Source organism: Ideonella azotifigens (assembly GCF_006519715.1).
Lineage (GTDB): Bacteria > Pseudomonadota > Gammaproteobacteria > Burkholderiales > Burkholderiaceae_C > Ideonella > Ideonella azotifigens.
In genome coordinates this window covers 1-4478 of sequence record NZ_VIDT01000467.1, presented here as the reverse complement: position 1 = coordinate 4478, position 4478 = coordinate 1, and the positions used below count along the sequence as shown (strand labels likewise).

General features: G+C 68.0%; 5 protein-coding genes. 2 read left to right on the top strand and 3 right to left on the bottom strand.

Going from position 1 to position 4478, the window contains the following annotated elements; translation table 11 throughout:
• Positions 1-132: 132 nt before the first annotated feature.
• Together FKP22_RS22050 and FKP22_RS22045 are read right to left on the bottom strand one after the other, a co-directional pair.
• Complete coding sequence (locus FKP22_RS22050; RefSeq protein ID WP_141289835.1) at positions 133-1119, bottom strand: PDR/VanB family oxidoreductase; 987 nt, start codon at positions 1117-1119, stop codon at positions 133-135.
• Between the two features lie 11 nt (positions 1120-1130).
• A complete protein-coding gene (locus FKP22_RS22045; protein ID WP_141289834.1) occupies positions 1131-2192 on the bottom strand; it encodes an aromatic ring-hydroxylating dioxygenase subunit alpha in 1062 nt (353 codons plus the stop codon).
• 84 nt (positions 2193-2276) lie between these two features.
• Here FKP22_RS22045 and FKP22_RS22040 point away from each other — a divergent pair, with 84 nt between their 5' ends.
• Complete coding sequence (locus FKP22_RS22040) at positions 2277-2993, top strand: GntR family transcriptional regulator (protein WP_141289833.1); 717 nt, start codon at positions 2277-2279, stop codon at positions 2991-2993.
• Between the two features lie 193 nt (positions 2994-3186).
• Here the strand turns inward: FKP22_RS22040 and FKP22_RS22035 are convergent, their stop codons facing one another.
• A complete protein-coding gene (locus tag FKP22_RS22035; RefSeq protein WP_141289832.1) occupies positions 3187-3915 on the bottom strand; it encodes an aspartate/glutamate racemase family protein in 729 nt (242 codons plus the stop codon).
• A gap of 155 nt (positions 3916-4070) precedes the next feature.
• On the opposite strand from FKP22_RS22035, the gene FKP22_RS22030 reads away from it, so the two are divergent.
• On the top strand, positions 4071-4478 hold a 408-nt coding region (locus FKP22_RS22030; protein WP_141289831.1), incomplete at its 3' end, for an ABC transporter ATP-binding protein.

The window sequence follows — 4478 nt, the reverse complement described above, 5'->3', positions numbered from 1 at the left end:
CGCGGCCGGCAGCGCGGTGAGCATCGTCGAGTACCACGGCCTGGCCCACGGTTTCGTCAGCATGGGCGGCGGCGTCGCCGCGGCGCGGCTGGCGCAGTTGCAGCTGGCAGCAGCGCTGCGGCAGGCATTGCCCTAAAGCGCCAGCACCAGGCAGGCCGATTTCGAGCGCGAGCAGCAGATCAGCATCTGGTCGTTGGCGGCCTGCTCTTCGGGTGTCAGGTAAGCGTCGCGGTGGTCCGGCAGGCCGGACTTGACGCCGGTCAGGCAGGTGCCGCAGACCCCTTGCTCGCACGAGACCATCACTGGCACGCCCGCGGCTGTCAGGGCCTGCGCAATGCTCTGCCCCTTGGGCACCTGCACCACCCGGCCGCTGCTGGCCAGTTCAACCTCGAAGCCGGCATCGCTGTCGCGCGGGCCGGCATCGGCGCTGAAGAACTCGCAGTGCAGCTGGGCCTCGGGCCAGCCTTGCGATCGTGCGGTGCCCAGCACCGCGTCGATGAAGCCCTTGGGTCCGCAGACGTAGAGGTGGGTGCCCGGCGGCTGCCCGGCCAGCAAGGCCGGCAGCTGCAGCCGTTGCGCCGGCGCTTCGTCGTCGAAATGCAGCGCAACCTGGGCCGCATGTCGTGCGCTGTCCAGCCGGTCGAGGAAGGCCGCGCGGCTGCGTGAACGGGCACAGTAGTGCAGCGCGAAGGCTTCGCCTGTGGCCGCCAGATGTTCGGCCATGGCCAGCATGGGCGTGATGCCGATGCCGCCGGCCAGCAGCAGGCTGTGGCTGGCCTGCGGCGCCAGCGGGAAGTGATTCCTGGGCGCGCTGATGCTCAGCAACTGGCCTTCGTGCACATCATCGTGCAGGGTGCGTGAACCGCCGCGCGAGCTGGCCTCGCGCAGCACGCCGATCTGGTAGCGGTGGGTTTCGCCCGGTGCGTTGCAAAGCGAATACTGGCGCACCAATGCGCTGGCGCCGGCCGGGGCCAGGTGCACGTCGATGTGGGCGCCCGCGCCGAAGGCCGGCAGCGTGCCGCCGTCCAAGGGCACCAGGTCGAAGGCGCAGATGTCGGCCGCCACGGCTTGCTTGCGGGCCACCCTGACGTGCAGCAGCGGCAGATCCGGGGTTTTCATCGCGGCGCTCATCAGGCTGCGTTGGCCGGCTGGCCGGCCGCGGCCTGGGCCTGCTCGGCGGCCAATAGTCGTTCGATGACCCGGCGCGACTGCACGCCGCCGGCGTCGATGTTGAGCATCAGCAGCTTGCGCTCGGGCCAGCGCAGCAGGTTGGACTGCTGGCGCTCCAGGATTTCCTGGTCTTCGGCAAAGATGCGGCCCTGGCCCTCGCGCACCTGCGCAGTCAGTGCCTTGTCGTCAGGCCGGAAGTGGCGGGCCATGCCCCAGAAATACCAGTGCGAGTGATCGGTTTCGGGTGTGATGAAGTCCACCACGATGCTGGAGGCCTTGCAGTCGTCCGGCGCGTCGTAGCCGCCGCGGCCGGCCAGCGCCACGCCGACCTCGATCATCACGTGCGAGGGCGGCGTGAAGTGGCAGATCTGCCAACGGTCCACCGGTTGATCGTCGGGCAGTCCATTGGACCGCAGCGCCATCTTCCAGAAGGGCGGGGCTTCGATGCCGTGCATGAATCGGCTGGTGATGACCTCGTCGCCTTCGACCCGGGTGGTGCAGGGCGACTCGTCGATCTCCTTCTGGCCGATGCTGGTGGCATGCACATAGGTTTCGTGCGTCAGGTCCATCAGGTTGTCGATCATCAGCCGGTATTCGCAGCCGATGCGATAGAGCCCGCCGCCGTAAGCCCAGCCTGGATCTTCCGCCCAGTGCAGGCGATGGATCTTCGCCGGGTCGGCCTGCGCGGGATCGCCAGGCCAGATCCAGACGAAGCCGTGGCGCTCGGCCACGGGGAAGCTGCGGATCGCCGGGAAGCCGCGCACCCGCTGGCCCGGCATGGCCACGGTCTTGCCATCGCAGCCCATCTCCAGTCCGTGGTAGCCGCAGACCAGCTTGCCTTCGCAGACCCGGCCCAGCGACAGCGGCGCCCCGCGATGTGGGCAGAAGTCCTCCAGCGCATGCACCTGGCCTTGCTCGCCACGATAGAACACCAGGCGCTGGTTGCAGATCGTGCGGCCCAGCGGCTGCCCGGCCAGCTCGGCCGAGGTGGCGGCCACATACCAGGCGTTTTGAGGGAACATGGCGGTCTCCTGTTCAATTGGATCCATTCGAATGGATCCAATTGTGCAGAAACGATGGGTTGACAGCAAGGTAAAAGGCTTTCGATGGATCCAATTGAGACTCGGGATTTACCCTCGGGTGGCGCGCCCAGCGTGGTGGCCTCGCTGCGCCAACTGATCATGGCGGGGCGCTATGCCGCCGGCACGCGTCTGGCCGAGGTGGCGGTGGCCGAGCTGCTGGGGGTCTCACGCACGCCCGTGCGCCTGGCCTTCCGCACGCTGGCGCAGGAGGGCTTGCTGCAGCCTGCGGGCAAGCGGGGTTTTGTCGTGCGGGCGTTTTCGGAAGCCGACGTGCTGTGCGGCATCGAGGTGCGCGGGGTGCTGGAAGGGCTGGCGGCGCGCCGCCTGGCCGAGCGGGGATTGGATCCCGTCACCCGCGCGACGCTGGAGGCCTGCCTGGCCGAGGGCGAGGCGGTGCTGGCTGGCGGCACGCTGGGCGAGCCCGAGATCGACCGCTGGTCCCGTCTCAACGAGCGCTTCCATGGCGCCATCGTGCATGCCGTCGGCAGTCAGGTGATTGCCGATGCAATTGCCCGCAACAACCACCTGCCGTTTGCCTCGGCCGACTCCATCGTCATCGATCGCTCGGCGCTGGCCGGCGAATACGAAAAGATCCGCCTGGCACAGGTGCACCACCGCTTGATCGTGGATGCGCTGGCGCGCGGCGAGTCGGCCCGGGCGGAGATGCTGATGCGCGAGCATGCCTACGTCGGCCTGCGGTATGCGCCACTGTTCGGCCTGCAGGGCGCCTCGGCTGCGTGAGCTTGCTGAAATGCGCTGCCATCATCGAGTGTGAGGATTACCGAACCCTCCAAAGGGGGATGGTTCGCAACAGGTCTTACAGGCAAAGTACAAACATCGCTGTCAACCGCGAATAAGCGTGATCAGGGAAGGTCGCACTGAGTCAGGCCGGTCAGGTTTCTGACCGGCCTATTTTTTCGCCCGGCTTTTTCGTTCACCAGCCCAGCGGTGCTGCCCAGCCGGTGTAGGCCTTGGGCAGCGGCGGTGCATAGTCGCCCACCGCGCTGGTCTTCAAACCCAGGCCATGCAGCGCCTGCGCCAGTTGCACTGCGGCGGCCACGCCGTCGATCACCGGCACGCCCAGCTTCTGCTGCAGCGCGGCGCACAAGCCCGCCATGCCGGCGCAGCCCAGCACGATGGCGCCGCTGCGGTCGCGTGCCAGCGCCTGGCGGGCACAGTCCTCGATCTGCGCCATGCTGCCCAGGCCGCCGTCTTCCAGCGCCAGCACCGGGATGTCGGTGCCGTGCACGCCGCGGCAGCGCCGCTCGAAGCCGTATTTGTGCAGCAGGTGTTCGGCGATCACGCAGGTGCGGGTCATCGTCGTCACGACAGAGAAGCCGGTCGAGATCATCGACGCGATATGGAAGGCCGCCTCGGCAATGCCCAGCACCGGCGCACGCGTGGCCTCGCGTGCGGCGTCCAGGCCCGGGTCGCCAAAGCAGGCGATGACCGCGGCGTCGATGCGGTCGCCGGCCAGGCGCATCTGCTCGGCCACGCCGGCCGCGGCAATCGCCTCGTCGAAGAAGCCTTCGATGGACGCCGGGCCGAAGCTGGGCTGCACCGCCAGCACCTCGGTGCCTGGCGAAGCGGCAGCGCGCGCGGCCTCGGCAATGTTCGCGGTCATCGCCGCGGTGGTGTTCGGATTGATCAGCAGCAGCTTCATGGTGGTGCGATTTTGCATACAAAATGAGGGCGACGCACCAAACCGGCTGGCGCTGGTGCGGGCCGGGCCGTGGCCCTTGTCTCACTGCCCTGGTGCAGCAAGACATGGGCCGGGCGGTGCACAAGCTGGCACACGCATTGCATACAAAGTGGCACATGAATGCACGCACCGACTTGGAACTCGTGGGCCTTGTCAAACACTACGGCGATGCCGTGGCGGTGGCAGGCATCGACCTCAAGATTGCCGGCGGTGCCTACTGCTGCCTGCTCGGGCCCTCGGGTTGTGGCAAGACCTCGACGCTGCGCATGATCGCCGGCCACGAGCTGCCGACCGAAGGCAGCGTGCTGCTGGCCGGCCGTGAAATCACCGAGCTCTCGCCGGCCGAACGCGGCACCGCGATGATGTTCCAGAGCTACGCGCTGTTCCCGCACCTCACGGTGCTGCAGAACGTGGCCTTCAGCGCGCAGATGAAAGGCGTGGCCAAGGCCGAGCGCGAGGCCAAGGCCGGGCAGTTGCTGGAACTGGTGGCGATGACGCCTTACGCCCAGCGACTGCCCGCCGCG

What these genes read in the sequence shown, in the direction of transcription:
- FKP22_RS22045 (WP_141289834.1), bottom strand. Translation starts at nt 2,192, where the DNA reads ATGTTCCCTCAAAACGCCTGGTATGTGGCCGCCACCTCGGCCGAGCTG.
- FKP22_RS22035 (WP_141289832.1), bottom strand. Translation starts at nt 3,915, where the DNA reads ATGAAGCTGCTGCTGATCAATCCGAACACCACCGCGGCGATGACCGCG.
- FKP22_RS22040 (WP_141289833.1), top strand. Translation starts at nt 2,277, where the DNA reads ATGGATCCAATTGAGACTCGGGATTTACCCTCGGGTGGCGCGCCCAGC.
- FKP22_RS22050 (WP_141289835.1), bottom strand. Translation starts at nt 1,119, where the DNA reads ATGAAAACCCCGGATCTGCCGCTGCTGCACGTCAGGGTGGCCCGCAAG.